Here is a 26,907-nt window from a genome sequence, read left to right on the forward strand (position 1 = left end):
CTCTACGAAAAGTGAAGACTCACTGCGACGGCAGTTGACCCTGGTACGCATTTCCTTCAATCGACATCAAATGCCATTTTCCCCACTTGTCTTCCACGCCATGACCCGTCGTTCTTCCCGCTCCACGATCACCCGCATAGCGATACAGGGGATGTCCGTTGTATGACAAATGATATCGGCCGCCGCTCAGCGGCGAAGTCTTCAACATCTCTGCGCGCGCGCCCTCGCCCGCCACGGTACGTCCGCCCGATGCCGTCACCGGAGGCCAGGTTTCCTGACAGGCAGCGTCGCACTTTTCTCCATTTTGATTACCTTCCAGGAAGTACAGCGCAGTGTTCGCGTTATCGGTCAAGTATCCATGGGATGCGCCGGCAGCCTTCACGATCGCCTCAGCCGCACCTGGCGGTGGAGTCGCAGCCGGTTCAGCGCCCGATCCGCCGCTATTTGAATCGTCCGGCGCTGGATCGTCCGCCGTCGGTACCGAATCGTCGCTCATGCCAGGCGCCTCGGGCGTGGGCCTGCACGCTGCCGCGCCCGCGGCCAGGATCAGGATGATGAGGATGCGGAGATAAGGCGACATGGCGGCTCCCATTGTTGTTTCCGGCACCTGCGAAAGAAGCAAATCGCATGCCATCGCGCATTGAGCAGGTTGAGTAAACATGCGCAGCAACAGATGCAGCACGAACACCCATCCGAAACCAAACACATTCAATACAACGCTTACTGCGTTCATCTGTCACGCAGGCCAGTAATTCATATCTACAGAAAACCGTCGAGACAAAAGTTCGCACCGCGATAACGCGCATTAATGCAATATTTTCTCTATTAACCACGCGCGTGAAAGATCCGCGCTGAAGTCTTCGAGGCTACTCGATGTCCACTCCTTGCATGGCGATCATTGACGATGATCTTGCGTTTGCTTCCCTGGCGTCCGACTACGCCAGCAAGAAAGGCTTCGCGACCAAGTCCATTCATTCGGCCAGCGAAGCACGCCTCTGGCTGGCCGATAACGATCCCGATCTGACGCTGCTGGACATATCGCTGCCGGATGGCGACGGCTTCGACATTATCGAAAGCGTGCCAAGGGACCATTCGGGCCGTATCGTCTTCGTCACTGGCAGCACCAGCGCCGAGCATGCCCGCCGCGCGGTTGCTTCGCCAGCGGATGCTTACCTGTGCAAGCCGCTCCCACCGGCACGCTTGGACGAATTGCTCGAGGATGCCAAGCATCGGCACCGGCTTCACGCCGACCTCACCACGCCCGGTCGCTTCGGGCTGGTAGGCGAGAGTCCCGCGTTGCGCACGGTGCTTCGCGATATCGCCACGGTAGCCAGTTACGACACCTCGGTATTGATCCTGGGCGAAACGGGTACCGGGAAAGAGGTGGTGGCCCGTGCGCTGCATCAACTCAGCCGCCGGCGCGGTCGATTCGTTGCCATCAACTGCGGAGCGGTGCCGGCGGAACTGCTGGGAAGCCAGTTATTCGGCCACGAACGCGGAAGCTTCACCGGGGCCACCGGGCGCCATGCAGGCTATTTCGAACAGGCTGACGGCGGCACATTGTTCCTGGATGAAATCGGCGACATGCCGGCCGAGCTTCAGGTCTATCTGCTGCGCGTCCTGGAAGCCGGCGCGGTGACTCGATTGGGCGGCAGCGAAGAAATTCCAGTGAATACGCGGGTGATCGCCGCTACCCATCGCTGCCTGGACGGTGGCGAAGGCAATGGCCTGCGGGCCGATCTTTACTATCGGCTGGCGCGTTTTCCGCTGCATCTTCCCGCGTTGCGCGAACGCGGCGGCGATATCGAACTGCTGGCACAGCATTTCCTGAGCCTGCTGAATCGGCACCACGGCACCCACAAGCCACTGGATCCCCGGTGCATCGACGGGCTGCGCGCATACGATTGGCCCGGCAACGTACGCGAGCTGGCGGGTGTGGTGGAGCGCTCCTATCTGCGCAGCGGCGATGAACCCGTATTCATTCGTCCGCCCACCACGCCCGGCGGGCGTCATGTCGCGCAGGACGATATGACGGTGTTGTTTCGCGTCGGCATGTCCTGGCGGCATATCCAGGAAGAGATGCTCAACAAGACGCTGGCTTTTCATGGTGGCGACAAGACCGCCGCGGCGCGCAGTTTGGGAGTGAGCGTCCGCACCATTCATAACCATCTGTCGCGAAGCTGAGCAGGCGATGCGCGACGAAAAGGAGAGCACGCAATCAGTAGAACGGTGTATCCATGACCTTAGGAACGAGCTTAACGTCGTGATGCTTGCGCTGGGAATCGCCGAAGACAAAAAGCCCATGCGCGAGGCCAGCCTGGCCTGCGCACGCTGCATCGAGTTGATAGAGCGTCTCTCGGTGAGGTTGAAGGATCAGGAGCCGGACGACTCCGCCAATCCAGGTACGTAGTTGGCCTTGCGCAAGGCATGAAAGAAGTTCGCACCGCGAAGAATCTTCCTGTTGTGGATGCGCCCATGATCCTTTCTGAGCACCTGCACGCGGTCTGGCGCGATGCTTTCTGGCACGTCGCTTGCGAGACCCGTGCAAATCACGACAGAGCACAAGAGCGAGGGACAACATGGAACGAGAAGACATCAAGGCCGACCTGAAATCGGCGTACGGCGAGCTGAAACGTTTGGGCACGCGCCTGGCTGACACCGGACGCGATTGGTGGCAACAAAGGAGGACTGAAATGAACCAGCGTTACGAACATGATCAAGACGAAAGGAACCGCGGCGACAATCGCAGCCAGGAATACTGGCAACGCGGCCGTCAGGCCGCACGCGGTGGCGAAGAACAGGAAAACTACGGGCTTTCGGGGAGGCAATCGCCTTATCGGAGCGACGAACGCCGGTACGACATCGGCGGGTCCAGCATGCGCGGTCAACAAGGCGGCCATGGTTATACCGAGGACTACTCCACCGGTGCCTCCGGCCGCGGCAGGCAGTGGGACGATGACGATGAGCCGTGGCGGTATTCGCAACGCAGCTATCAGACCGGTGGCGACGCCTATTCGCCGCGTGCCGCCGACTACAGCGGTGGCGCGTACGGCATGCCGGCGATGGGCACGGGAAGCCGCTACACCGGCAGCGCCTATCAGGGCCCCTATGGCGAGGAATACGGATACGGCCAGGAAGAGTTCCGTACGAGAGGACAGGGACAAGGCAGCTACGGTCAGCGCACGGGCGGCAGAAGTGGATACAGCGAATATGGCAATGCGCCTTACGGCCAATCCGGGTCAGCATCCAACCAACAGCGTTATGGTCAACAACGCTATGGCCAGCAACGTTATGGCGAACGCAGCGGTTATGACGTGAGCGCGCAGTATGGCCAGTCCGGGTACGGATACGGGCAGGCCCGTTCGGAGGAGATGCCCATGGGCATGGGCAGCGCCACCGGGAACTATGGGCGCAGCGGTTATGGTGCCGAACAACAGTACCGCGGCGAGCGCTTTGGCCAGGGAAGCTACGGCACCCAAGGCCGCTATCAAGGACGCGGCCCGCGCAACTACACGCGCTCGGACGAGCGGATCACCGAGGAACTCAACGAGCGTCTTACAGACGATTCGGACATCGATGCCAGCGACATCACGGTGCGCGTCAGCAACGGCATGGTGACCTTGGAAGGCACGGTTGAGGATCGTTGGATGAAGCATCGCGCCGAAGACATCGCCGACAGCTGCAGCGGCGTCAAGGATGTGACCAACAGCATCCGGGTGGTCTCCCGCAATGAGCGCGGTGGCGAGTATGCCGGTTCGCTGGGCGGTACTTCGGAATCCGACACGTCCAGTACCGGGAGGACCACCGGCCGCACGACCGGAGAGTCGACGCCAACGAAGACGCCTCACCACTAACGGCCACTTGGCCATGCACGGTTCCGTTCCGTCGCCACCCGCGGCGGCGGAACGGACTTGAGCCGGACCGCGAGACGGAACCAGAACGCTCTGGGTTGCTTTCCGCCTCGCCAGGCTTGCCCCTTGCCCTTGTAGGAGCGGCGTCTCGCCGCGAGCTTTCGCTTTTATCGCGAACTGACGGGAAGAGCTCGCGGCGAGACGCCGCTCCTACAGGTGGAGGCATCTGCAGCCGGAATTCAGCAATCGCCAACAGGAATGCCGAAAGGTCGTGCTGACGCCATGACTCGACACCACCCTGTCTGCCATGAAGGAGAAAACCGATGAGCAAGTGCGATGTCTGCGGAAACGATTACGACAAGGCGTTTACGTTGCGACAGGGCGAGCGCCAAGGCACGTTCGACAGTTTCGAATGCGCCATTCACGTGTTCGCGCCTGAATGCGACCACTGCGGCTGCAAGATCATTGGCCACGGCGTGGAAAGCCAGGGCCAGTTTTTTTGCTGTGCGCATTGTGCAGGGAAAATGGGCGTGAAAGGCGTCACTGACCGGGTGGAAAGCTAGCGTATGCCGAACATTCCGGGCGTGCCCCAATCCGAACAGTGCAATTTTTTCCATTCTGGAAACTCTGTCTCTCTCGCTGACCGCGAAAGCCTGGAATGTATGCGCCTGTGTTGGCATGGTATCTGCTTTGCTGTTACTGCCAGCCCGATGAACGCGAACGAACGATGATCGCTTGCAAGGGCAAGCGGACGTGCTGGCAGGGCTGGCACCGTCGGCCCGGACGATCAGGCCCTTATATTCGCCTTGATCGCCTGCCGACGGTCCCGCCCTCACGAGGCAATGACAGTCAAGGAGACGACGTATGACCAAGGCGGTATCGACGAGACTTCCGGCGGGATGCCGCTGGGTCGATCTGTCCCAGCAGAATCCGCCCGCGGTGGGCATGGCGCTGGAACGCGACGGCAAACCCGTTCTCAGTGTCGTGCCGAAGCGAGGTGGCTGGCTGGTGATGGCAACGCCCGCGGGCGCGTCCCAGCCGATGCCGAAGATCGTAGTGCGCTCCATCGCCGATGGCATGCGCTGGGCTTCGAAGTGGATCAATGCGCGCAGCCGGGGATTGGGAGACGCAGCATCGCCGCAAGCATCGCATGCGCACCTCCGCTCCCCTTCATGAGGAGAGGGCCTGCTAATGCTGTTGGGATACGCCACGCCGCAATCCAGGGCGCGCGGGACAAGGAAGAATGAGGAAATGCATGTCGATACACGCCCGAATAACGACGCCTTCCCGTGCGCATTCAGAAGCCTGCGCGCGCTGGCTGCCGGCGTGCCGCGGCGCCACGCACAAGCCCCTGGCATGGCCGGGAAGCAACGTGACCGCTCCCAATAGCATTAGCAGGCCCTAATCGAATGGTCGATCCGCAAAACGACACCGTTCGGGTATACCGCGTCGTGGTGGCGCACGAGCGAGACGAGCCTTTCTCGCCCAGCCAGCGCGACGCGCGTTGGACTTCCAAGACTTCCCCGGTGGTCTACACCTCGCTTTCGCCCGGCGGCGCGATGCTTGAATTCCTGGCGCACCGCGAAAGCACCCTTACCGAAGATCTCAGCTTGGCGACGGCGCAACTCCCCGCCGCCAGCATCCAGACTCTCTCCGACCCGCCGCCAGGTTGGGAAGAGCGGCCCTATCGAAAAGAAGTGCAGGCAGTCGGGGACAACTGGCTGCAGCAGCGCCAGTCGCTTGCACTAAAGGTACCGAGTGCGATTTGTTCCGGCGAATACAACCTATTGATCAACCCCGCGCATCAGGATTTCGCATTGTTGGCGGTGATCTCGGTGAAAACCTTCAGCCTGGATTCCCGGCTTGCATAGGGTGGCCGATCACCCTCGAGCCTTGCTTGCCGCCTCTTGCTTCCGGTAGAGCCGAGCTTGCTCGGCTGCTCTTCGCCGCGAATCCCGGATCGAAGAGCAGCGGAGCAAGCTCCGCTCTACGAGGGGCGATCTTGCATCATCTGTTTGTCCTACTGCCGGCAATCAACGTCGCGACTCACGTCGCTCCTACAGGGAATTCGTCTTCTGTAGAGCCGAGCTTGCTCGGCTGCTCTTCGTCGCGAACACCGGATCAAAGAGCAGCGGAGCAAGCTCCGCTCTACGAGGGCGATCTTGCATCATCTGTTTGTCCTACTGCCGGCAATCAACGTCGCTACTTACGTCGCCCCCACAGGGAATTCGTCTTCCGTAGAGCCGAGCTTGCTCGGCTGCTCTTCGTCACGAATACCGGATCAAAGGCAGCGGAGCGAGCTCCGCTCTACGAGGAATGGGATGGTTGATTCACAGCTCGCGCTGCATCATCTCCGCGATCTTCCTTGATAAATCGGTGACCCGATACGGTTTGGAAACGAATTCGCACCGTGTTGGCAGATCGGGCAATGAGCTGCTGGCATAGCCGGAAGCCAGCAGGATCATCAGCTGGGGATGTGTTTCCCGCGCGCGGCGGGCCAATTCGACGCCGGAAAGATTGCCGGGCATCGCCACATCGGTGAACAGCACATCGATATCGTCATGCTGTTGCAGAAGCTCCAATGCTTCGGTGCCGTGTCGTGCCGCGATCACGTCGAAACCCAGGTCGCGCAGCGTTTCTTCGACCACCTCCAGGATGTTCTCGTCGTCATCCACCATGAGGATCTTCAGCTTGCGATCGGTAGTACTGTCGTTAGCCATTTCGTAGACGGGTAGCCACAAGGTAACGGTGGTGCCAACGCCAGGGACGCTGTCGATTTCGACTTTACCGCCGGACTGGGTGACGAATCCATATACCTGGCTCAGACCCAGCCCGCTGCCCTTGCCGATTTCCTTGGTGGTGAAGAACGGCTCGAACGCCTTGCTGGCGACTTCCGGCGTCATGCCTACTCCTTCATCGCTGACCGAAATGCTCACCATTGGCGCAGCGGGCGGTTCCCCCGCGTGGGATTCCGATGCCGGATAGCCCGCACGCGTGATGATGCGAACGCACCCACCCTGCGGCATGGCGTCGCGGGCGTTGATGATCAGGTTGAGTAGCGCGCTTTCGAACTGCACCTCGTCGATCTCCACATACGGCAGCTGCGGCTGCAGTTCTACCGACATGTCCGTGTGTTCGTCGCAGGCCCGCCGCAACAACTCCTCCGAGCCCTGGATAAGCGCGTTGACGTCGCAGCACTTCGGCCGCAGCATCTGTCCGCGCGAAAAAGCCAGCATTTGCCGCGTCAATAGCGAGCCTCGTGCGGCAGCGCGCTGGGCGGCGGCGACCTGTCGGTGGTGCTGGGCGGAGAGACCATCGGCGCAAGCCAGCCTGTCCAGGCTATTGACGATGACGGTAAGCAGGTTGTTGAAGTCGTGCGCCAGTCCGTAGGTCAGTTGACCCACGGCTTCCATCTTTTGCGATTTCAGCAGCACCTGGTGCGCGTCCAGCAGCGCCTTCTCGGCATCCCGCCGTTCGGTGATGTCGCGGGTAATCTTGGCGAAACCCACCAATTTGCCCTGCTCCCAGATGGCGTCCAGCACGGCGTTGGCCCAGAAGCGGGTGCCGTCCTTGCGTACCCGCCAGCCCTCCATTTCGTATCTTCCTTCTTCCGTGGCTATCGACAGGGCGCGTTCGGGCTCGCCCGCATCACGATCTTCCTCGGTGTAGAACAGAGAAAGATGCTGGCCCAGCACTTCGGGCGCTTGGTACCCTTTGATGCGTTCGCCACCGGCATTCCAGCTGGCGATATGCCCGGCTGGGTCGAGCATGTAGATCGCATAGTCGGTGACGCCATCGACCAGCATCTTGAACTGGCGCTCATCGGCGAGCAGATCGCTGGGCCGTGGATCGAGCGCTGCCGCCACGGCACTACGTTCACTGCTATAGGTCATTCGATGGCTCCTGGCTGCAGATCACCAAGACTGGTGCCCAGGACGTAAAAACAAAGTCAACGCGGCGGCACGTGTCGATAGCCGCCCGTCCGGAGGGCTAAACGACCTCAACGCCTTGGCGTTCCTGTTCCGACGGCAGGCGCGACAGGGTCTGCCGCTCAGATCCCCGTCGCCGCGCGCAACTCGGCTTCGATCATCGCGGGAATGCCGGAGCTGTCGGCCGCGGGGTGGCAGAGGTAGGTTTCATGCGCAATGCGAGCTTCCACCTGGAAACCCGCGCTGCGCAGCATGGCCTCCACGCAGGCGTGGTTGGGCGCCCACCAGTTGGTGGGGTCGCCAGCCAACCGTTTTTCGATAAAGGCCATGGCCGGCCATCCAGCGCCGCGCAGCCGTTCCCGTTCATCGATACCAAGATCTTCCGGCACCGCGTCGGTTTGCTCGCCTGGCATGGTCAGGGTCTGGAACATCAGCTGGCGCCGCGTCTTGCGGCGCACGATGTCCAGCGCCAGCAGTGGATGACGCAGGTGGTACAGCACGCCCATCAGCCAGACCAGATCGTAGCGGTCCGGCTGCCTGATCAGGTCGTAGATCTGCATCTGCCGGAACTCCACCCGGTCGGATAATCCCAGCTGCCGCGCCGCCCAGCGTGCCTGGCAAAGATAATGCGGGTCGACATCGATGGCGGTGACCCGCGCGCCGCGCCTGGCTAGTTCGAAACTGTAGAAGCCGGCGTTGCAGCCGATGTCCAGCACGCTCCAGCCACGCAGATCCTCCGGAACATGGGGCGCGATCTGTTTCCACTTGAAAGCGGGAAAATCCCCGAACGGATGTCCCGGCGCGGTCTGCACGCCGCCCGGCAGGTGCAGATTGTGGAACCATGGCGACAGCTCGCCGATCTGCGCCTGCACTGTGTCCCGATATCTCTCATGCCTCACCGCTTCCACCCTGTCCTCCATCTGCGCTATTGGACCGGAGCCGACGTTATTCCTCGCGCTCCACCAGTTTGAAGAACCGGCTCTGACTGCCGTCGCTGGTCTGCTCCTGATACAGGAACGCGAGTCCTTCCTCTTCGAATTTCTCGAAAAACTCATCCCATTCGATCGTTTCCAGCGACTCGTCGTTGCGAAAGGCGATCCTCAATATGCCGGCCTCTTCGCCGCTCTCCTCGGTGCCCTTCACGGTTGCCGGCCGGCCGCCGCGCGCCTCGGCCCAACGCTTGATTTCATCGTGGTCAACGGTCTGCTTCGCTTCGTGCTTGGTAGGCATGGTCTGTTCTCCTTTGTGATCGGTATGGCAACCGGCGTTGTACAGTCCGGTCGACGTACTCATGCAACGTCTGCGCGCGATGCTCGGCCGTGTGTTCGGCCAGCACGCGCTGTTGTGCGTTCCTCCCGATCGAACACCTTCGCTCTTCGGGAAGATCACGTATCCACTCCAGTACCTGATGACTGGAATCGGCGATGAGGATTTCGTGGTCTGGTCGGAACAGGCTGTCCAGCCCGTCCCACGGATCGGAGACGATCGGCGTGGCGCACGCGGCCGCTTCGAAAAGGCGCACGCTGGGCGACCAGCCGGCCGCCACCATGTCCGCGCGGGTCACGTTGAGCGTGAAGCGCTGGCGATTGTAGAAGCCGCGATGTTGCGCGGGTGCCAAGTGATCGATGCGGGCGACATTGGGTGGCCAGCGGATGGTGTCCGGATATTGCGGACCGGCCACAATGAAACGCCCGGACGACCACTCTCGCGCAGGCTGTAGCAGCAAGCGTTCCAGCACCGGCTGGCGGTCGTCGCTGTAAGTGCCCATGTAGCCAAGGTCGAATTCGGGCTCGAACGGCTCCGGGTAGTAGCGCGTCGGATCGACCGAGCAATACAGCGGCACCGCCAGCGGAGCGCCATAGCATTGCTGCAGTGTCTGCAGCGACGGACCGCCGGTGAAGGACAAATACAGGTCGTAGCGCGGGATCAGCAGCGGATCCAGATAGCTGCAATCGCCGCGCGCGAGCATCGCCAGCGTCACCGGAGTGTCGATGTCGTAGAAAGCGACGATGCCGGTAGCGGTCAATTGCACCCAGGCGCCTACACCGATGCCTTGCGGCACGAACGAACCCACGATCACCATGTCGGCTTCGGCGACGGCCTTGGCGTGGACATGCTTCAGTTCTTCCAGGTCGCGATACAACGCCAGCTGTCCGGGCAGTTCGGTGCTGAGGTCCTGATGATCGGCATACCAGGGCACGTCGCGTTCCAGGAACAGCACGCGGTCGCCGCGCTGTTCCAGCGCCTGGATGAGTGCACGATAGGTGGTGGCGTGGCCGTTGCCCCAAGAGGAACGCAGGCTCAGGCCAAGCACCACGATGTCCATTGCACCGCTCATGCTGCCACCGGCAGCCGCGCTTCCAGCAGTTGCTCCACCTGCTCCGCGCGTTGTGCGTAAGTATGTTGCGCCAACAGCCGCTGACGTGCGCGCTCACCTATTTCGCGGGCCTGCTCCGGGCCGATGCCGCGAAGATAATCGGCTACCTGCGCGCCGTCCTGGGCCACCAGTACTTCTTCTCCAGGCGTCAGGAAGTCCTCGATGCCTTCCCAGGCGTCGACGATCAGACAGGCGCCCGCGCCCGCCGCTTCGAACACCCGCGTCGGCGGCGACCAGCCGAACCGCGCCATGCTGTCGCGATTGACGTTCAGCACCATGCGAACGCTGCAGTTGAATGCATTGTGATCGCGGGTGGAAACGTGCCCCAGCCGACGCACGTTTTCCGGCAGGTGATCGTCCCACCCGCTGCCACCCAGCAGAAATTGCTGCTCAGGCGCCCTCCGCGCGGCGTCAAAAAAGAACTCCCCTACCCTCGCCTCGCGATCCGGCAAACGATTACCAAGGAAACCGAGATCGGCGGCGAAACGCGGATCGGCCGCGGCGGGATGATGCGTGGCGGGATCCAGCGCGTTGTAGACCGGCACGCAATCACGCGCACCCAGTGCCCGGTACGCTTCCACTACTCGCGGGCCGCCGCCATACGTTAACACCAGGTCATAGCGTGGAATCAGCGAGCGGAAGGGATCGGCCTTGTCCGCCGCGACGCGCTCCAGTGTCGCCGGTGCATCCACATCCCAGAACGCTACCGTGGTGGTGGAAGAGCGCAGCGCCAATACCTCGCGTTCCAGCAACCTGTCGAATATCCCGACGCCGCTGGCCTTGACCACGACATCCGCGCCCTTTGCCTGTTCCAGTGCGCGATGCACACCCACTTCGGTGTCCGCGGAATAAACGACCACCTCGGCCCAGTCCGGGTTATCCATATCGCGGTGCTGCTGCCGCTCGAACGCATCAGGTTCGAAGAAAGTGACGCGATGGCCGCGCTGATGCAGCGCATGGATGATGCCGCGGTAGTAAGTGGCGGCGCCGTTCCAGTAAGAGGACACCAGGCTGGATCCAAAAAAAGCGATATGCATCGAACTAGACATGACTCATGCTCCGTACTTCTTGTGTGGCGGGGGTACGCAGGGCCGGCGCACCTAACGCAGCCAGGATGGACAGCAGCTCGTCCACGCGGTGTGCACAGGTATGGCGGCTCCGGATGGTGCGCAGCCCGTGTTCGGCGAGGTGGGAGGCCAACGCGGGATCGTTCACCACGTCGTGCAGGTGACGCTGCATCTCTTCGCCAGTGGCGGCGACCAGATAGTCGCGGCCGGGTGTGAACAGGCCTTCCGCGTCCGGCCAATGTGCACATACCAGCGGAATGCCGCAGGCCAACGCCTCGAACACGCGGATGGTAGGGATACCGGGTAGCGCGCGTACATACGGACGCCGCGGCACATGCGCAGTCACCCGGAAGCGTGCGAAGACTTCAGGCGCCCGATAGTTGGGCAACCAGCCACGATAGTCGATGCCGGCCCGCGCCAATGCATCCAAGGCCTGCTCCGGATAACGCACGCCATGGACCCTCGCTGACAAGCCCAATCGTCGTACCGGTTGGATCAGGAATTCGTCCAGCTCACGGCTGCGCTCTTCGTCGCCCCAGTTACCGATCCAGACGAGATCGCCGTCCGGTGTTCCGGGGGGCTGCGGGCGGAACACGCGCGCGTCGGCCGCTTCGTGCCAGGTCCAGGCATCGCGGCTCCAGCCGAGCCGCAAATACTGCTGGCGCACCGCTTCGCCAAAGGCCAGCACGCCGTCGTAGTGATCCAGTGGGTAGCGCGCCATTTCTTCGGGTGCGCTGACCGAGCGGTGGTGGGTATCGTGGAAGAGCACCCTGCACCCCGTGGGGGCATGGCGCCCTACGCCGGCCACCAGCGCCGGCGCGTTCCATTCGTGCACCAACGCCACATCGGCCTGGTCCAATGCCTCTTCCAGGTCCAGTGTGTGCAGGTCGTAAAGCTGGCTACGCAGCTGCGGAAAATGGCGCTGGAATTCCTCCACGGCCTTGTGGCCATGCTCCTTCTCCAGTTGCTGGCGGCTCCAGCCGTCGCGCGGTTCATACACATCGACACGATGACCACGCGCCAGTAGTTCGCTGACGATGCCGCGCAGGAAATGCGCGTTGCCATGATTCCAGTCCGAAACCAGCGAGTGGTAGAACAGCACGAATTTCATAGGCGCGCTCTTTGTCGGCATGCTCTTATCGGGCATGCTCTTGTTAGGCATGCTCTTATTGGGCATGCTTTTTTTGGGCACGCTCTTACTGGACGCGCTCTTGTCAGGCATGCTTTTCATAGGCTCGCTCCTGCTGCCGCAGGCAGGCTGATCGGCTTCGGCGGCAGCGAGGACTCCCCTCGCAGGCCCGCCAATGCGAGGTAAAGCCGACGATAGCGATCCGCCATCTTTTCCGGGCAGTAACGTGCCGCGCGGCGGCGCGCGCGCGTGGCGTACTCGATACGCTCTTCCGGGTGATCGATCAGCCTGAGCAGCGTGCGCTCCAATAGATCGTGATCGTCGGGTGGCACATAGAGCGCGGCCCGGCCCCAGACTTCGCGCAAGCTGGGAATATCACCCAGCACCAGCGCGCATCCCGCCAGCGCCGCTTCCAGTACGGACAATCCAAAGGGCTCGTAGCGCGCCGGCAACGCGTATATCGGCGCATGCTCCAGCCAGCGGCGAACCTCTGCCGATGGCAATGATCCAAGCAGATGGACATGGGGCAATTGCACTTCCCCACCATCAGGGTGGTGTTGACTACCGGCGATGCACACCGGCCACGGCAATCGCTCCGCTACTTCAGCCAGTGCGGCGAGGTTTTTCGCCGGGTCCCATAGCCGGCCTGCGGCGAAGATCAGCGGCTCTTCTTTCGGTGCGTGCTCGCCTTTCGCTGGGCGCTCACCATCGCTGCGGCCGTTGGCGATCACCCGACATTCCGGCAGCGGGCCGTAATGGCGAAGCAGCACGTCCAGCATCGCCTGGCTGGGAGCCACGACATAATCGGCCGCCTGCAACCCCGCACGGACGCGTTGACGGTACCGAGCCCATGAGTCAGGCACATCCGTGCCATGCACCGCATGCCACCAGGAAAGCACGCAGGAGTGTCCGACCATCAGCACCGGCACTGACCACGGCAAATCACCGTGGCTGTAGTCGTTCAGATGCACCACATCCGGCCGCCATTGCGCCGCCAGGTTCAGCAGCCACTCGCCAGCCCGTTCCACGTCATTCCACGGCTGTTCCATCCAGGCCAACTTATAGGCGCTGGGGTATAGCGTCAGGCCAGGAATTTCCGCAGCTTCACGGCGCTGGTCGCCACTGGGCTCGCCGCCCATGGTCGCCAGGGCAACTTCGTCTCCCAGCGCACACAGTTGGCGGCTCAGCTCCAACGCGTACTGCCAGACACCGCCCACGGTGTCGGCCGTCATCAAGATACGCAGCGAGCGCGCGCCAATCGAGCGCGCCTCGATCAATCGCGCTTCAGGCAAGCGTGCGTCAGCGCCCATAGATCGCGTCCACCGTGCGGGCGACGCCGAGCAGATGCTCGGCGCGCGTATCGAAACGAGGATCCAGACTCAGTTGATGCGCCCATTGCACCAGCATGCGTCCACCCCAGGCATCGGGCGGATCAGCCAACCGTTGCCGAGTGGTACCGTCGAAGCGATCGACCGTGAAGTCGTAGAACGAGCCCCCGACGTTGCGTAGTGCGGCACCGCCACGCGTGCCATAGAAGGCGGCTTCGATCACGGCGTCCTGGCCGGCCGGCAGCCGCCAAGAGCAAGCCAGGCGAACGCTGGCACCGTTGTCCAGGCGCCATTGCGCTGTAGCGTAGTCCTCCACCGCTTGCACGGGACGTTGCAGTGGACGGCCTTGCGAATAGAGCGTGGAAACGAGTTCCTGATGACCGCCGCTACCACTGATCCACATCGCCAGGTCTACCAGGTGGATACCCAGATCCATCACACAGCCGCCGCCGCTTTGCGATAAATCGTAGAACCAGGGCTTGTCCGGCCCATAGGCGTTATGGAAGGTCAGATCGATGGCGTACAGATCACCCAGCTCATCGCTCTGCACCAAGTCGCGAAGCAGAGCGACACCGGACACACAGCGATAGCTGAAATCAACATCCAGCAAGCGGTCGGCACGCCGTGCGGCCGCCAACACCTGCTCTGCTTCGTCAGCGGTACGGGTCAACGGCTTTTGGCAGAACACCGCGATGCCGCGCTCCAACGCCATCGTCGCTTGCGTGGCGTGCGCGCCGCTGGGCGTGGCGATTACCAATCCGTCCAAGTCTTCATGCGCCAGAAGCTCGGCCAAGTCCTCCGCTATCCGCGCGTGCGGCACGTAGTTGGCCGCTGCACGTGCGGCTTCCGGTTGCGCATCGGCGATGGCCGCCACCGTGGCAACCCCGTTGTCGGCTAGTACCTGCATGCGCTGACGGCCGATCCAACCCACGCCCAGGAAGCCCAGCCGAGGCATTTTCGGCGTTGCATTCAGCCGTTGTCCGCTCAGCTGTGCGTTCATGCGCTCACCACTGCTTTCAGGAAACCCTCCGGCCGCTGCTGCATGGCGTTGAAGGCATCGCTCAGCCTATCCAGAGTAAATGTGTGCGTCAGCAGTGGACGCGGATCCAGCTGACCTGAGGCGACCGCATCGATGGCGCGCTGCAACCCGGCGGCGGCGACTCGCGCATCGCGTTCATGCGCGTTCACCACATCCAATCCACGCCAGTTCCACTGCTGCATGTTCACTTGGCGCAAGCCATCCTGGTGATAGCCGGCGATGATCAATCTGCCGCCTTCGGCACTGATGCCGCTGGCGATGTCCAGCGTCACCTGCTCACCTGCCGCTTCGATGACGCGCATGCAACCGGCACCGCCGGTGAGCTCATGTACCGCGCCGATGGCCGCATGCGGGTCGTCGGTGGAGAGCGTTTCGACAGCGCCGTTTTCGCGCGCGACGCGCTGGGAATATGGCCGGCGCGACAGCGCGATGACCTTCGCGCCGGCGCGGCTGGCGAGCTGGACCAGCAATGCACCGATGAAGCCCACACCCACCACCGCAACAGTTTCGCCGGCCTGAATATCGCTGCGGCGCAGGATATTCATCGCACACGCCAGCGGTTCGCCAGGCAACGGATAGTCTTCCAATGCAGCGGGCAATCGTGCGAGCGCATCGGATGCGGCCAGGTCGTACTCGGCATACGCATTACCGGATAGCAGCGCCACTCGGTCGCCTACCCGCCAGCCATCCACATCGGCACCCACCGCATCTATTTCGCCCCAGCCCTCGTGTCCGGGAGCGCCGGCTGCGAAGGGATATTCGAACCACGGCCTGCCAGCCCAAACCGGCAGGTTGGACGCGCACACGCCGCATCCCTGCAACCGCACACGCACCTGATCGCGCGCGGGTACCGGCATAGGGTGCCGCTCCAACGCGACTCGGCCTGCTCCCTGAAAAACCGCAGCCTGCATGGTGCTCATGCAGCATGGGTCCGTGCTGGGATGACGGTACCGCGCTCGGTTTGCAGCCAGGCGTGCAGGCGAGCCACGCCTTCGGTGGCCGGCACCTGCGGCGACCAGCCGGTAGCGGCGGAAAACGCGGAGGTATCGGAGACGTAATAGCGCTGATCTCCAGTACGCCACGGCGCCCGCGTGACGGCGGGCTTGCTGCCGGTCAACGTGCCAATGCGTTCCAGCAACTCGACCAGACTGACGGTATTGGCCGGACCGCCACCCATGTTGAACGCGCGCCCGCTCAGCCTCGACATGCACGCCTGGCACAGCAGCAATGCATCCACCAGATCTTCGACGAACAGAATGTCGCGCACCTGCTTGCCGTCGCCGTACAGCGTCAGCGGGCGCCCTTCCAGTGCATGGATCAGGAAATGCGCTACCCAGCCCTGATCTTCATTGCCGAACTGATGCGGCCCGTATATGCAGCTCATGCGCAGCACCACCGCGGAAAGACCGAAGCTGCGCGCATAGTCCAGAACGTACTGATCCGCGCCGCCTTTCGAGCAGCCATAAGGGCTGTGGAAATCGAGATGTCGCGCCTCGCCGATGCCGGTGTCACGCAGGCGCGTGTCCCGGGGTTGATAACGTGTGCCGGTCGCGTCCAGCGCCACGTCGTCCAACGCGCCGTACACCTTGTTGGTCGACGTAAATACCAGTGATGGCGGCCGCCGCGCCGACCGTACTGCTTCCAGTACGTTCAAGGTGCCATGCAAATTTATATCGAAGTCGGTACGCGGATCCTCCAGGCTCGACGTCACCGCCACCTGGGCAGCAAAATGGAACACCTGCGAGCATCGCGAAACCGCCGCACGAACCAAGTGATAGTCGCGCACATCCGCGATCTCCACCTGCACCCGGTCGGGATATTGCTCGCGGAGCCAACGAAGGTTGCGCTCAACGCCGGCCCGCGACAGATTGTCGAAAATCAATACTTGACGGCCGCTTTCCAATAGTCGTGCCGCCAGATTGGTACCTATGAATCCAGCGCCGCCGGTGATCAGTACCGGTGCTTGGCTTGCGCTGGATAGCGGCAATGCAAACTCGTCCACGCTCCCGGTGCTCATAACTGCAATCCTCGCCGTGCGAGTTCAGCGCTGGCCACCTCCACCCGGTCGAAAGCCTGCTGCCCCAGCATCCATTCCACCAGTTCGTCCAAGCCTTGAGCCAAGGACACCTGCGGGCGGTAGCCCAGCACTTCGGCAGCCAGCGAAATATCGGCGAAGCAATGGCGAATATCACCCGCGCGGAACTTGCGGGTGATCTCCGGCGGAAGGTCGTCGATGCCCAGCGCCTGCGCCATTTGCTCGGCGACTTCCACAATGGTGAGCGCTTTCCCGCTGCCGATATTGATCACCCGGCCCGCGGCTTCCGGTTTTTCCAATGCCAGTCGGCAAGCACGGGCGACGTCGCGCACATTGACGAAGTCGCGACGCTGCAGACCGTCTTCGAAGACCAATGGCGGACGGCGGTTGAGGAATCTCGCCGCGAAGATCGCGAGCACCCCGGTGTAAGGATTGGATAACGCTTGCCGGGTGCCATAGATATTGAAGAAACGCAACGCCACCGTAGGCACGCTGTATGTCTGGCCGATCATCAGGCACATGCGCTCCTGATCCAGCTTGGACAGTGCATAGATCGACGAAGGCGCCACTGCCTTGGATTCCGGCGTGGGAATCGGCGCCAGCGGTCGACGCTGGTCGTCGTACAGCTCCCATTCCCCGCGCGAAAATTGATCCGGTGCGCGCTGGGGCGGGCATACCGTAGCGCCGTCCGCGTCGCGGTACATACCCTCGCCGTAGACGCTCATGCTGGAGGCCACCACCAAGCGGCGCACTGGCGAGGCCGCCAACGCTTCGAGCAGCACTGCCGTGCCACGATTGTTGACGTCGGTGTAGCGCTCTATTTCATACATGCTTTGGCCCACGCCGACCGCCGCGGCGAAATGGAACACCACATCGGCACCTTGCAGTGCGCGACGCACGGCCAGCGGGTCGCGCACATCCCCGCGTATCAATTCGACGTCGTCATGCAAATATTCCGGCCGGGCGATCGCATCGCCATGGACCTGCACGGATAGATTGTCGAGCACGCGGACTTGATAGCCGTGCGCCAGCAACTCGTCGGCCAGGTGCGAGCCGACAAAGCCAGCGCCGCCAGTGATCAGTACTCGTTCTCGGCCGCCGTGGCCGTTCCGCCATTCACGCGCAATCACGATTTTCCTCCACTACTGTCATGGTCTTCGAACGGACGTCGCTGAGATTGGCTTCGAACCAGGCCACGGTGCGCTGCAGACCTTCATCCAGTGACACGGTAGGCGACCACCCCAATGTCTCGCGGGCGAGGCCAATATCCGGGCAGCGACGGGTGGGATCGTCGATCGGCATCGGTTTGCGGATCAGCCGTGACCGCGAACCGGTGATGTCGAGAATCCGTTCCGCCAGCTCCAGCACGGTGACTTCATACGGGTTGCCCAGATTGACGGGGCCGGTGAAGCCGGGCGGCGAATCCATCAGTCGCATCACCCCTTCGATCAGATCGTCCACATAGCAGAACGATCGCGTTTGACTGCCGTCCCCGTGGATGGTCATCGGCCGGTTCCGCAATGCCTGCACGATCAGATTGGAAACCACGCGGCCGTCATCCGCGCGCATGCACGGACCATAGGTGTTGAATATCCTCGCGACCTTGATATCGGCGCCGTGCAGACGATGGAAATCGAAGAACAGTGTTTCCGCGCAGCGCTTGCCTTCGTCATAGCAGGCGCGCGGCCCCGTGGTGTTGACCGCGCCGCGGTAGCCTTCTTTCTGTGGATGGATTTCAGGCTCTCCATAAACTTCGCTGGTGGAAGCCTGGAATATCCGCGCGTTGAAGCGACGCGCGACCTGCAGCATGTTCAGCGCACCCTCCAGGCAGGTCTGCAGGGTCTTCACCGGATCGGCTTGGTAATGCACCGGCGAAGCACAACACGCCAGGTTGAAGATTCGGTCGACCCTGATATCGACGGCGGCTTCATCGATGATTTCGGTGACGTCATGGCGAACGAACTTGAATGCCTTGTTTCCAAGCAATGAAGCTATGTTCTTCATATTGCCGGTTATCAGGTTGTCCAGCGCCACGACTTCGTAGCCGTCCTCGATCAGGCGAGTGCATAGGTGCGCACCCAGGAAGCCGGCACCGCCAGTGACCAGCGCGCGCCCATTTTGATTTCTCTTTTTTCTTGTCGTTGTTCCGTCCATAAGCCTCACCGCAAGACAAGCGGCACCCCGGAATGGGTTAGCCACACAAAGGTTTGTGTTTCGGTCCGCAAGATGCATGCCAAGGTAAGAGGCACGCTTCCAAGCACGGAACAGCCAGCCGAATCAAACCTGGAAATCAACGCAGCAATGATCAGTGCATCGCGCATATTCCCCTGGCTGGTCCCGATCAGCGGAATTCGGAGTTGCCAATGACGCGCCACGCCGCCGCCGAGGATTAATGAATTTTTTTCGGCACTCTTCCCAGGTTCCTGAAAGTGCTTCCCCTGCACTTTGTTCAAGGTCTGCAGATATTTCCGAGCCGGTGAGGAGAGCCCCGACGGCTGGATTTGTGGACGCATTTGCACTTCCGGCCATTCCCTCCGGACATCGCGGCTGTTTTGACAATGCCGTGACGCCATCTACTCAATGCTGGGCGCAAGCGATCAGGCACCGGGGATGGCCACCGCCGTGAATAGAGTGATTACCGCCTTCGGTTTCTTGACGATCGGCTTGCTGGCTGGGGGCGGACTTTCCAGCCTGCCAACGCTGGATATCCGTCCCGCGGGCGAGTTGTCCGATGAGGCAGCCGATTCCCCGAGCGCTCACGCCCATGGATCAAACCGCAGACTGGATCAAAGCCAGGCGCTGGGGGTGATGCTGTCCATGAGTGCACACGAGCGTCTGCTTGCCGAGGATGCTGCGCAACGAGGGTCGCCACTGCTGGCGGCATTGGCGCGCCGCCATGCACAGCAGTATCGACACGAGTTCGATGGCGCCCTGGAACTTAATCCGGATCCAGACTCATCCCTATCGTCGGATTTGTGGCTTGCTGCGGATAGCGAACGCATGCTGCTGCTTTCTCTCTCGCCCCATCAATATGATCTGGCCTATTTGGAAGCCGCACTCAAATGCCAACGTAAAGCGCTGGGTGTCATTGATCTCAAGGTACGGCCGGCGTTGGTAGATGAGGCCAGTCAGGCTTATGTTGCCCAGGTCCGGGCGAACGTCGACGCCCGCTTGACGGATCTGGTCGCGATTCAAGCCGCGCTTGTCCAAGAGACGGCGCCTGACACGCAACAAGGCTCTAGCGGCTGATCAGGCGACGAACGGATCGGCGTCTTGCCGCGGCGCCTGAGCTTTTGCGTTTGCTAGCGTCCGCCGATCATCCAGCCAGCCAGTAACGCGAATAAAAGAACCGAAGCGCCGGCGATCCAGCGCCAAGGCAGACGCTTCATCAGTTCGGTAACCCAGGCTCGCGCTTCCGAGGGGCCTGTCGGCGATCTGTCTCGTGGCATCAACCTGCCTCCTTGATACCGCACTTGTGGACGGCCGCCGATCACGGGAAGCCGGTCCGCTCAGAGGTACAGAAGTAGTGTATGGAAGCGGACGAACCCATCTCCATCTGAATGGGTGTGCCCCCACTCTAGCGGCGAGGCGTTAATGCGCGGTGGAGGCCGCCGGATCCCGTCCGGCAGCGAAAAACCGGCGGCGGTGAGCCAGTGCCGGAGCCCCCAGCGCAACCGCCAGCGCGTACCTGAGCGTCCGACAAGCAGGCTTTACAAGAAACTCACCTGGGTTGCCGTAGTAATCGTAGACGCGAGCCCCGGCCCCCCCTACCGCGCTCTGCCTGACTCAGATGTTGAGACACGTGTCGTCCAAGCTGTCCCCTTTCTGGAGCCCGCAGTCATGACCTACGATCCTCATTCCTTCGTCGACGAGTTGTTGTCGCAGCTGCCCATCAACCGTGATACCCGTTGGACGGCCGGCGGACTTGGATTGGACCAGGCGTCGTTCGATGCAGTCGCGCAACGGGTGCTCGCGTTGGAAACCTGCGGTTCCGTCGACGTGATGAACATGACCCGCGAATCCAACCGCCTCAATGCGATCCGTTTTGTCCGGTTGGTCTAGGGAAAGCCCTTGGCAAGGATCCGAGGATTGCGGTGCTCCTCGTGGATAGCGAATAGCCGCTTGGTTTTTCCAGGGAGTTCCGAACAAGCCAAGCTCTATCGCGCGGATGGACTCCTGGTGGGAGCGGCGACGTAAGCCGCGATGGAAGCGTTACCCGCAGAGTTCCATCGCGACTTACGTCGCTCCCACAAGGACGCTGTTTCGGTGGTTAACGCACGATACTGGCTCTACAGGAGCCCAGGAGCGACGCTCAGGCGACCCGCGGCACCACGGCATCGACCTGGCGCAGCGTCGCCACGCCGTGGCCTTGCTCGGCCAGGTACTCCAGCCACTTGCTGAGGAAAGTATTCATTCGCATGCGATGGCTGATCACTTCCGCGGGCGGCGGATACAAGCCAATCACATCCTGCCAACGTCGCCCCACATAGCAATGCGTCGCCTCGGCTTGGTGCGCGTCCCGGTACATGCGGATAAACGCGGACGGGTCAGGCTCGCCGGTCTGCGGGTCGCGCATGTCATAGGTCAGCCGCAGCTCCACGGTGTAGCGGTGCGTTTCGATGACGTCCAGCCGTAGATCTAACCCATCTCCCACTGAAGAGACGTAGGTCCCAGTCTTCAGATGCTCGGGTGCCAACAGGCGTGCCAGCCGTGCGTGATTTTCCGCATACAGCGCCATCAGCCAGCCAAAACGGCTGAGTTTTGGGATACGTGCGGTGCGGGTCAGAGCGTGCGTCATGGCACCGATCCTACACGTAGAAATAGCTTTCCGGCAGCATTGACGAAAGCCGATATCAGGCCTAAGTTAAGCATTCCACGCGGCTGTTTTTTACCTGCCCGCATTCACGCATTTACCAGAACATTTTTACTAAAACATTTCGCGCTGCAGGCCCAGCGTAGACAGCACCTTGCTGGAAATTTCCTCAATGGATTTATTGGTGGTGCTGAGCGTGGGAATGCGCTCCACCTGAAACATCGCTTCGGCCGCCGCCACTTCGCTCTTGCAGGTCGCCAGATTGGCGTAGCCGGAATTCGGCCGGCGCTCCTGGCGTATCTGGTGCAACCGTTCCGGATCGATGGTCAATCCGAATAGTTTTCGCCGATAAGGCCGCAAACGCGGCGGCAAACGGTCGGTTTCCAGATCCTGGTCGGTCAGCGGATAGTTCGCCGCGCGGACCCCGTAGTGCAGCGCCAGATAAACGCAGGTGGGCGTTTTTCCCGCACGCGAGACCGCTACCAGGATCACGTCGGCTTCGTCGTAGTTGAGCGCGATACCGTCGTCGTGCGTCAGTGCGAAGTTCATGGCGTTGATGCGGCGGTGATACGTCTCGAAATCGACCAGTCCGTGCGCTTGGCCCACCCGCGATTGCCTGGGCGTACCCAACTCACGCTCCAGGGGCTCGATGAAGGGCGCGAACACATCGAGCATCAGCGCGCCACTTTCAGCCAGCACGATGCTCAACTGCGGGTCCACGCAGGAATTCACCACAATGGGGCGGACGCCGAGTTTCAGCCCTGCCCGGCGGATGCGGTCGGCGGCGTCGTGGGCCTTTTCGACGTCGTCGACAAAGGAAATACGGTCGGTTTGAAAACTGAACCCCGAAAACTGGGTCAGCAGGCTGTGGCCGATGGTTTCGGCGGTGATACCGGTGCCATCTGACACGTAGAACACGGGCCGCAGGCCGGACATCGTCATTTTTTCCTCGCTCACCACGAAAACCCCGTCGATTCAAGCTTGTCTGCAATTGGTATGCACTGCATCATATCCGCTCTTCCCCATGGACACGGCCCCCGCCGTCAGTCTCGGCGCGGCGCACAGTCCTGCTTTGGAGCATTGCGCTTGAACGAGAATATCCTGTGGCTGCACGAGTTGCGTCTGGCCGACTTGGCCCGCGTGGGCGGTAAAAACTCCTCCCTCGGTGAAATGATCGGCCATTTGGCCAACCTGGGTGTCTCGGTACCTGGCGGGTATGCCACCACCGCTGAAGCTTTCAAAGCGTTCATTGCCCATAACGACCTCTATACCCGCATCTTCGACAAGCTCGCCACGCTGGACGTGGAGGACGTCGATGCACTGACCCTGGCCGGCAAGGAGATCCGCGGCTGGGTCACCGATGCGCCCTTGCAGCCAGACCTGGATGCCGATATCCGTACCGCTTATCGCAAGCTATGCGCCGATAACGGTGGTGGCGATGTGGCGGTCGCGGTGCGCTCTTCGGCCACCGCCGAGGACCTGCCCGACGCCAGCTTCGCCGGCCAGCAGGAAACCTTCCTCAACGTCACCGGTGCCGACGATGTGGTGCACAAGGTCAAGGAAGTGTTCGCCTCGCTGTACAACGACCGTGCTATCGCCTATCGCGTCCACCACGGTTTCAAGCATGAGGACGTGTTCCTCTCGGCCGGCGTGCAGTTGATGGTCCGATCGGACGTGGGCGCTGCGGGCGTTTTGTTTACGCTGGACACCGAGTCTGGTTTCCGCGATGTCGTCTTCGTCACTTCCAGCTATGGCTTGGGCGAAAACGTCGTCCAGGGCGCGGTCAATCCCGACGAGTTCTACGTCTACAAGCCCACTCTGCGGCAAGGTAAGCCGGCCATCCTGCGCCGCACCCTGGGCAGCAAGGAAATCCGCATGGTCTATTCGGACCAACCGGGTGAGCGTGTGCGCAACGAAAGCACACCTGCCGACCTGCGCCAGCGTTTCTCCATCACCGACGAAGACGTGCAGGAGCTCTCCAAGCAGGCGCTGGTGATCGAAGAGCACTACGGCCGCCCGATGGACATCGAATGGGCCAAGGACGGTGTCAGCGGCAAACTATTCGTCGTGCAGGCGCGTCCGGAAACGGTGAAATCGCGCGGCAAGGCCACGCAGATCGAACGTTATGCGCTGGGCAAGCGCGGCCAGATCGTGGCCGAAGGCCGCGCCATCGGGCACAAGATCGGCAGTGGCGTGGCGCGCGTGGTACGCAGCCTGAGCGACATGAGCCAGGTGCAGCCCGGCGATGTTCTGGTGGCGGACATGACCGACCCGGATTGGGAGCCGGTGATGAAGCGCGCCTCGGCGATCGTCACCAATCGCGGCGGACGCACGTGCCATGCCGCGATCATCGCGCGCGAACTGGGCGTGCCGGCGGTTGTCGGCACCGGCAATGCGCTGGACCTCATAGCGAACGGCCAGGAAGTAACGGTCAGTTGCGCCGAAGGCGATACCGGCTACATCTATGACGGCGCCCTGCCCTTTGAGCGCACGACCACCGATCTGGGCAACATGCCGCCGGCGCCGCTCAAGATCATGATGAACGTCGCCAATCCGGAACGTGCGTTCGATTTCGGCCAGCTGCCCAACGCCGGCATCGGCCTGGCGCGCCTGGAAATGATCATCGCCAGCCATATCGGCATCCATCCGAATGCATTGCTTGAGTACGACCGCCAGGATCTGGCCGTGCGCAAGAAGATCGACGCCAAGATCGCCGGCTACGGCGATCCGGTCAGTTTCTACGTCGATCGCCTGGCTGAAGGCATCGCCACCATCACCGCATCCGTGGCGCCGAACCCGGTGATCGTGCGCCTGTCAGACTTCAAGTCCAACGAGTACGCGAATCTAATCGGCGGTGAGCGCTACGAACCGCACGAAGAGAATCCGATGATCGGCTTCCGCGGCGCGAGCCGCTATGTCGATCCCGGTTTCGAACCCGCGTTCGCGCTGGAATGTCGTGCCGTGCGTCGAGTGCGCGACGAAATGGGCCTGGACAACCTGTGGGTGATGATCCCATTCGTGCGAACGCTGGAAGAAGGCCGCAAGGTGATCGACGTGCTGGCCAAGCATGGTCTGCGCCAAGGCGATGGCGCCACCGGCGACAAGCCGGGCCTGAAGATCATCATGATGTGCGAAGTACCGTCCAATGCGTTGCTGGCGGATGAATTCCTGGATATCTTCGATGGCTTCTCGATAGGGTCCAACGATCTCACCCAGTTGACCCTGGGCCTGGATCGCGATTCGAGCATCGTCGCCGACCTGTTCGACGAGCGGAATCCGGCGGTGAAGAAACTATTGTCGATGGCGATCAAGAGCGCACGCGCCAAAGGCAAATATATCGGCATCTGCGGGCAAGGCCCCTCGGATCATCCCGACCTGGCCGAATGGTTGATGCAGGAAGGCATTGAATCGGTTTCGCTCAATCCCGACACTGTGGTGGACACCTGGTTGAGACTGGCCAAGCTGAAATCCGCCTGATCCTCGCCGTGGCGCTCGCGCGTTAGAATCCTCGCTTGAAACTCAGCCCTGCTCTGCAGGGCTTCTCATAAGCGTAGAAGAGGCACGACGTGGATCGGTGGAAGAACCTGGCAACTTGGTGGAAGAACGCGAATGAGGACGCTTGGATGCATGTCCTCCTCTCGGCAGGCATGCGCATCGCGATAGGGCTGGTGGCGCTCTACATCGGTATTCGTCTGGTCAAATGGGCCTCTGGGCTGATCAGCAAGGCCATGAGCCGGGCGAATCTCGAACCCACCGCCGCGCTGTTCCTGCGCAAGGTGATCTACGTCATTCTGCTGGTGGTGCTGGTGTTGGCCATCCTGCAACTGGTTTTCGGTGTGGCGCCAACCTCGCTGGTCGCGGTGATTGGCGCAGCAGGGCTGGCGATAGGCTTGGCGCTGAAAGACTCGCTGTCCAACGTGGCCTCGGGCGTGATGCTGGTTTCACTCAAGCCTTTTCGCGTCGGCGATATCGTGAAGATCGCCGGAGAATCCGGCAAAGTCGAGGCCGTCAGCATTTTCCAGACTCAACTGCGCGGCGCAGATAACCAGCTCATCGTGCTGCCCAACAGCCTGATCACCGGCGATTCCATCGTCAATCTGACGCCGGACTACATGCGCCGCATCGAGATGATCGTCGGTATTTCCTACTCCGACGACATCGACCTGGCGCGCGCAACGGCGCTGGAAGTGATGGGCGCCGACAAACGCGTATTGGCGGAACCGCCGGCCGATGTGCTGGTTTACGCCCTTGCCGAGAGCAGCGTCGACTTGGGCATCCGCTGCCACGTCCGCAATGAAGATTTCTTCGCTACCAAATGCGAACTGCTCGAACGCATCAAGAAGGCTTTCGACGCTGCGGGCCTCAGCATTCCCTACCCGCAACGCGACGTCCACATGTACCACCACCTTGCACAAGGCGGCGAGGCGTCCGCGGACATGCCGCTGTTGATGAAGCTTGCGAAGCCGGCTGAAGAGGCCGATTGAGGTGAAGCGCGGATCGGGAAAGGTTTTTGCTTTGCTCCCCCTTTTGTAAAGGGGGGATTAAGGGGGATTTGCTTTTGCTCTCAAAGACAGAAGAAAAAGCGAATCTCCATGGCGCCCTTGAACAGCCATTCGGCTGTTGAGGAACACTTTAAGGAGGGGACGAAGCGATGTGCGCTCAGCCTCCCGCCAATTCCGCCAGGTGCTTGCGGTAGTGGCGTAGCTCTTCAATAGAATCACGCACGTCACTCAACGCGGTGTGCGCAGACTGCTTGCGTACGCCTTCCAGTACGGCGGGCGCCCAGCGGCGCGCCAGTTCCTTGAGTGTGCTGACATCCAGATTGCGGTAATGGAAGTACTTCTCCAGTCGCGGCATCAAGCGATGCATGAAACGGCGATCCTGGCAGATGGAGTTGCCGCACATGGGCGACGCATTCGGCTGTACCCATTGCGACAGGAAAGCGACTGTCTGTGCCTCGGCCTGCGCCAGATTGACCTGGCTTTCCAGCACTCGCTGCCACAATCCGGACTTGCGGTGCTGATTGCGGTTCCAATCGTCCATCGCGTCCAGCGTCTCCAGCGTATGGGCGATAGCCAGTTCCGGCCCTTCGGCCAATATGTTCAACTGGGAATCCGTCACCACCGTCGCGATTTCCAGGATGGAGTCCTTACCGGTGTCCAATCCGGTCATTTCCAGATCTATCCAGATAAGACGGTCGTTGTTCGCGTGGCTGACTGTCATGCACCTTCCCGTGGATGTTTGGCCGCAATGTTTAGCATGGTCCGGAGATTTCGATCCGGGGCGCGGAAAAAAACCGTGCCATGGCATGATAACGCAGACCACCACCACCACCGGCC

At 61.6% G+C, this 26,907-nt stretch carries 28 protein-coding genes and 1 pseudogene; 10 read left to right on the forward strand and 19 right to left on the reverse strand.

Annotated elements, in window-relative coordinates:
- Nucleotides 1-19 precede the first annotated feature (19 nt).
- The gene (locus AADW18_RS03585; RefSeq protein ID WP_346842723.1) at nt 20-733 is read right to left on the reverse strand and encodes a hypothetical protein; all 714 of its coding nucleotides are present in this window, start codon (nt 731-733) and stop codon (nt 20-22) included.
- Nucleotides 734-873: 140 nt separating this feature from the next.
- On the opposite strand from AADW18_RS03585, the gene AADW18_RS03590 reads away from it, so the two are divergent.
- From AADW18_RS03590 to AADW18_RS03615, 6 genes are all read left to right on the forward strand, one after another.
- Nucleotides 874-2,184 (forward strand): sigma-54 dependent transcriptional regulator, encoded by a 1,311-nt coding sequence (locus tag AADW18_RS03590; protein ID WP_337341968.1) that lies wholly within the window; start codon nt 874-876, stop codon nt 2,182-2,184.
- A gap of 7 nt (nt 2,185-2,191) precedes the next feature.
- Nucleotides 2,192-2,410 (forward strand): hypothetical protein, encoded by a 219-nt coding sequence (locus tag AADW18_RS03595; protein ID WP_337341969.1) that lies wholly within the window; start codon nt 2,192-2,194, stop codon nt 2,408-2,410.
- A gap of 169 nt (nt 2,411-2,579) precedes the next feature.
- Nucleotides 2,580-3,854, forward strand: coding sequence for a BON domain-containing protein (locus tag AADW18_RS03600; RefSeq protein WP_337341970.1), 1,275 nt, complete (start codon nt 2,580-2,582; stop codon nt 3,852-3,854).
- A gap of 320 nt (nt 3,855-4,174) precedes the next feature.
- A complete protein-coding gene (locus AADW18_RS03605; protein ID WP_337341971.1) occupies nt 4,175-4,414 on the forward strand; it encodes a hypothetical protein in 240 nt (79 codons plus the stop codon).
- A gap of 301 nt (nt 4,415-4,715) precedes the next feature.
- The gene (locus AADW18_RS03610; RefSeq protein WP_337341972.1) at nt 4,716-5,027 is read left to right on the forward strand and encodes a hypothetical protein; all 312 of its coding nucleotides are present in this window, start codon (nt 4,716-4,718) and stop codon (nt 5,025-5,027) included.
- 233 nt (nt 5,028-5,260) lie between these two features.
- A complete protein-coding gene (locus tag AADW18_RS03615; RefSeq protein ID WP_337341973.1) occupies nt 5,261-5,722 on the forward strand; it encodes an RES family NAD+ phosphorylase in 462 nt (153 codons plus the stop codon).
- 459 nt (nt 5,723-6,181) lie between these two features.
- Here the strand turns inward: AADW18_RS03615 and AADW18_RS03620 are convergent, their stop codons facing one another.
- From AADW18_RS03620 to AADW18_RS03685, 14 genes and pseudogenes are all read right to left on the reverse strand, one after another.
- Nucleotides 6,182-6,571 (reverse strand): response regulator, encoded by a 390-nt coding sequence (locus tag AADW18_RS03620; RefSeq protein ID WP_337342115.1) that lies wholly within the window; start codon nt 6,569-6,571, stop codon nt 6,182-6,184.
- Nucleotides 6,572-6,580: 9 nt separating this feature from the next.
- A pseudogene (locus tag AADW18_RS03625) lies at nt 6,581-7,657 on the reverse strand (ATP-binding protein); the annotation flags it as partial.
- A 245-nt stretch (nt 7,658-7,902) separates the two neighbouring features.
- Nucleotides 7,903-8,688 carry a TIGR04290 family methyltransferase gene (locus AADW18_RS03630; RefSeq protein ID WP_337341974.1) on the reverse strand — a complete coding sequence of 262 codons (786 nt, stop codon included), beginning with the start codon at nt 8,686-8,688 and terminating at the stop codon, nt 7,903-7,905.
- Nucleotides 8,689-8,725: 37 nt separating this feature from the next.
- A complete protein-coding gene (locus tag AADW18_RS03635; RefSeq protein ID WP_337341975.1) occupies nt 8,726-9,010 on the reverse strand; it encodes a hypothetical protein in 285 nt (94 codons plus the stop codon).
- Nucleotides 8,976-10,118, reverse strand: coding sequence for a glycosyltransferase (locus AADW18_RS03640; RefSeq protein ID WP_337341976.1), 1,143 nt, complete (start codon nt 10,116-10,118; stop codon nt 8,976-8,978). Before AADW18_RS03640 ends, AADW18_RS03635 begins: the two co-directional genes overlap by 35 nt.
- Nucleotides 10,115-11,206: a glycosyltransferase gene (locus tag AADW18_RS03645; RefSeq protein ID WP_337341977.1), complete on the reverse strand. Its 1,092-nt coding sequence runs from the start codon at nt 11,204-11,206 to the stop codon at nt 10,115-10,117. Before AADW18_RS03645 ends, AADW18_RS03640 begins: the two co-directional genes overlap by 4 nt.
- Nucleotides 11,199-12,335 (reverse strand): glycosyltransferase, encoded by a 1,137-nt coding sequence (locus tag AADW18_RS03650; protein ID WP_337341978.1) that lies wholly within the window; start codon nt 12,333-12,335, stop codon nt 11,199-11,201. The genes AADW18_RS03645 and AADW18_RS03650 overlap by 8 nt, the downstream gene beginning before the upstream one ends.
- A 116-nt stretch (nt 12,336-12,451) precedes the next feature.
- A complete protein-coding gene (locus AADW18_RS03655) occupies nt 12,452-13,663 on the reverse strand; it encodes a glycosyltransferase family 4 protein (protein ID WP_337341979.1) in 1,212 nt (403 codons plus the stop codon).
- Nucleotides 13,653-14,681 carry a Gfo/Idh/MocA family oxidoreductase gene (locus tag AADW18_RS03660; protein WP_337341980.1) on the reverse strand — a complete coding sequence of 343 codons (1,029 nt, stop codon included), beginning with the start codon at nt 14,679-14,681 and terminating at the stop codon, nt 13,653-13,655. Before AADW18_RS03660 ends, AADW18_RS03655 begins: the two co-directional genes overlap by 11 nt.
- Nucleotides 14,678-15,640 carry a zinc-binding dehydrogenase gene (locus tag AADW18_RS03665; protein WP_337341981.1) on the reverse strand — a complete coding sequence of 321 codons (963 nt, stop codon included), beginning with the start codon at nt 15,638-15,640 and terminating at the stop codon, nt 14,678-14,680. The genes AADW18_RS03660 and AADW18_RS03665 overlap by 4 nt, the downstream gene beginning before the upstream one ends.
- On the reverse strand, nt 15,637-16,737 hold the full coding sequence (locus tag AADW18_RS03670; protein WP_337341982.1) for an NAD-dependent epimerase/dehydratase family protein: 1,101 nt from the start codon (nt 16,735-16,737) through the stop codon (nt 15,637-15,639). Before AADW18_RS03670 ends, AADW18_RS03665 begins: the two co-directional genes overlap by 4 nt.
- Nucleotides 16,734-17,885 carry an NAD-dependent epimerase/dehydratase family protein gene (locus AADW18_RS03675; protein WP_337341983.1) on the reverse strand — a complete coding sequence of 384 codons (1,152 nt, stop codon included), beginning with the start codon at nt 17,883-17,885 and terminating at the stop codon, nt 16,734-16,736. The genes AADW18_RS03670 and AADW18_RS03675 overlap by 4 nt, the downstream gene beginning before the upstream one ends.
- Nucleotides 17,872-18,909, reverse strand: a complete 1,038-nt coding sequence (locus AADW18_RS03680; RefSeq protein WP_337341984.1) for a UDP-glucuronic acid decarboxylase family protein — start codon at nt 18,907-18,909, stop codon at nt 17,872-17,874. Before AADW18_RS03680 ends, AADW18_RS03675 begins: the two co-directional genes overlap by 14 nt.
- A 5-nt stretch (nt 18,910-18,914) precedes the next feature.
- A complete protein-coding gene (locus AADW18_RS03685) occupies nt 18,915-19,268 on the reverse strand; it encodes a hypothetical protein (protein WP_337341985.1) in 354 nt (117 codons plus the stop codon).
- Between the two features lie 97 nt (nt 19,269-19,365).
- Between AADW18_RS03685 and AADW18_RS03690 the strand changes: the two genes are divergently transcribed.
- A complete protein-coding gene (locus tag AADW18_RS03690; protein WP_337341986.1) occupies nt 19,366-20,004 on the forward strand; it encodes a hypothetical protein in 639 nt (212 codons plus the stop codon).
- Between the two features lie 53 nt (nt 20,005-20,057).
- Here AADW18_RS03690 and AADW18_RS03695 read toward each other — a convergent pair whose 3' ends face one another.
- Nucleotides 20,058-20,204, reverse strand: a complete 147-nt coding sequence (locus tag AADW18_RS03695) for a hypothetical protein (protein ID WP_337341987.1) — start codon at nt 20,202-20,204, stop codon at nt 20,058-20,060.
- A gap of 391 nt (nt 20,205-20,595) precedes the next feature.
- Between AADW18_RS03695 and AADW18_RS03700 the strand changes: the two genes are divergently transcribed.
- Entirely contained in the window at nt 20,596-20,817 is a 222-nt protein-coding gene (locus AADW18_RS03700; RefSeq protein ID WP_337341988.1) for a hypothetical protein, read from the forward strand.
- A gap of 250 nt (nt 20,818-21,067) precedes the next feature.
- On the opposite strand, the gene AADW18_RS03705 is transcribed toward AADW18_RS03700, so the two are convergent.
- Both AADW18_RS03705 and AADW18_RS03710 read right to left on the reverse strand, forming a co-directional pair.
- Complete coding sequence (locus AADW18_RS03705; RefSeq protein ID WP_337341989.1) at nt 21,068-21,553, reverse strand: DUF1249 domain-containing protein; 486 nt, start codon at nt 21,551-21,553, stop codon at nt 21,068-21,070.
- Between the two features lie 129 nt (nt 21,554-21,682).
- Nucleotides 21,683-22,504, reverse strand: a complete 822-nt coding sequence (locus AADW18_RS03710; protein WP_337341990.1) for a pyruvate, water dikinase regulatory protein — start codon at nt 22,502-22,504, stop codon at nt 21,683-21,685.
- Between the two features lie 150 nt (nt 22,505-22,654).
- Here AADW18_RS03710 and ppsA point away from each other — a divergent pair, with 150 nt between their 5' ends.
- Entirely contained in the window at nt 22,655-25,045 is a 2,391-nt protein-coding gene (gene ppsA / locus AADW18_RS03715; protein ID WP_337341991.1) for a phosphoenolpyruvate synthase, read from the forward strand.
- A 146-nt stretch (nt 25,046-25,191) separates the two neighbouring features.
- Entirely contained in the window at nt 25,192-26,052 is an 861-nt protein-coding gene (locus AADW18_RS03720; RefSeq protein ID WP_337341992.1) for a mechanosensitive ion channel family protein, read from the forward strand.
- A 175-nt stretch (nt 26,053-26,227) separates the two neighbouring features.
- Here the strand turns inward: AADW18_RS03720 and orn are convergent, their stop codons facing one another.
- Nucleotides 26,228-26,791: an oligoribonuclease gene (gene orn / locus AADW18_RS03725; protein WP_337341993.1), complete on the reverse strand. Its 564-nt coding sequence runs from the start codon at nt 26,789-26,791 to the stop codon at nt 26,228-26,230.
- Nucleotides 26,792-26,907: the final 116 nt, after the last annotated feature.

The sequence above is a fragment of the Pseudoxanthomonas sp. CCNWLY206-1 genome (assembly GCF_039710385.1).
Lineage (GTDB): Bacteria > Pseudomonadota > Gammaproteobacteria > Xanthomonadales > Xanthomonadaceae > Pseudoxanthomonas_A.